1 rRNA gene (cut by a window edge) is annotated in these 241 nt (G+C 52.3%); it reads right to left on the bottom strand.

Annotated features, from left to right (window positions below):
- A 23S ribosomal RNA gene (locus CA951_RS42155) occupies positions 1-241 on the bottom strand; its annotated part reaches 480 nt to the left of the window's first position; the annotation flags it as partial.

Here is a 241-nt window from a genome sequence, read left to right as displayed (position 1 = left end):
CAAGTCANTCNAAGGCTTTGACGGATTGTAAGCGCACGGTTTCAGGTACTATTTCACTCCCCTCCCGGGGTACTTTTCACCTTTCCCTCACGGTACTAGTCCGCTATCGGTCACCAGGGAGTATTCAGGCTTATCGGGTGGTCCCGACAGATTCACACCAGATTTCACGGGCCCGGTGCTACTTGGGTTTCCATCACGACAGTCATCATGTTTTCGTGTACGGGATTCTCACCCTCTACGA

The sequence above is a fragment of the Rhodococcus sp. NCIMB 12038 genome, assembly GCF_002165735.1.
Classification (GTDB): domain Bacteria; phylum Actinomycetota; class Actinomycetes; order Mycobacteriales; family Mycobacteriaceae; genus Rhodococcus_F.
Note: the sequence above shows the minus strand (reverse complement) of the source record. Positions and strands in the feature narration are given on the sequence as shown.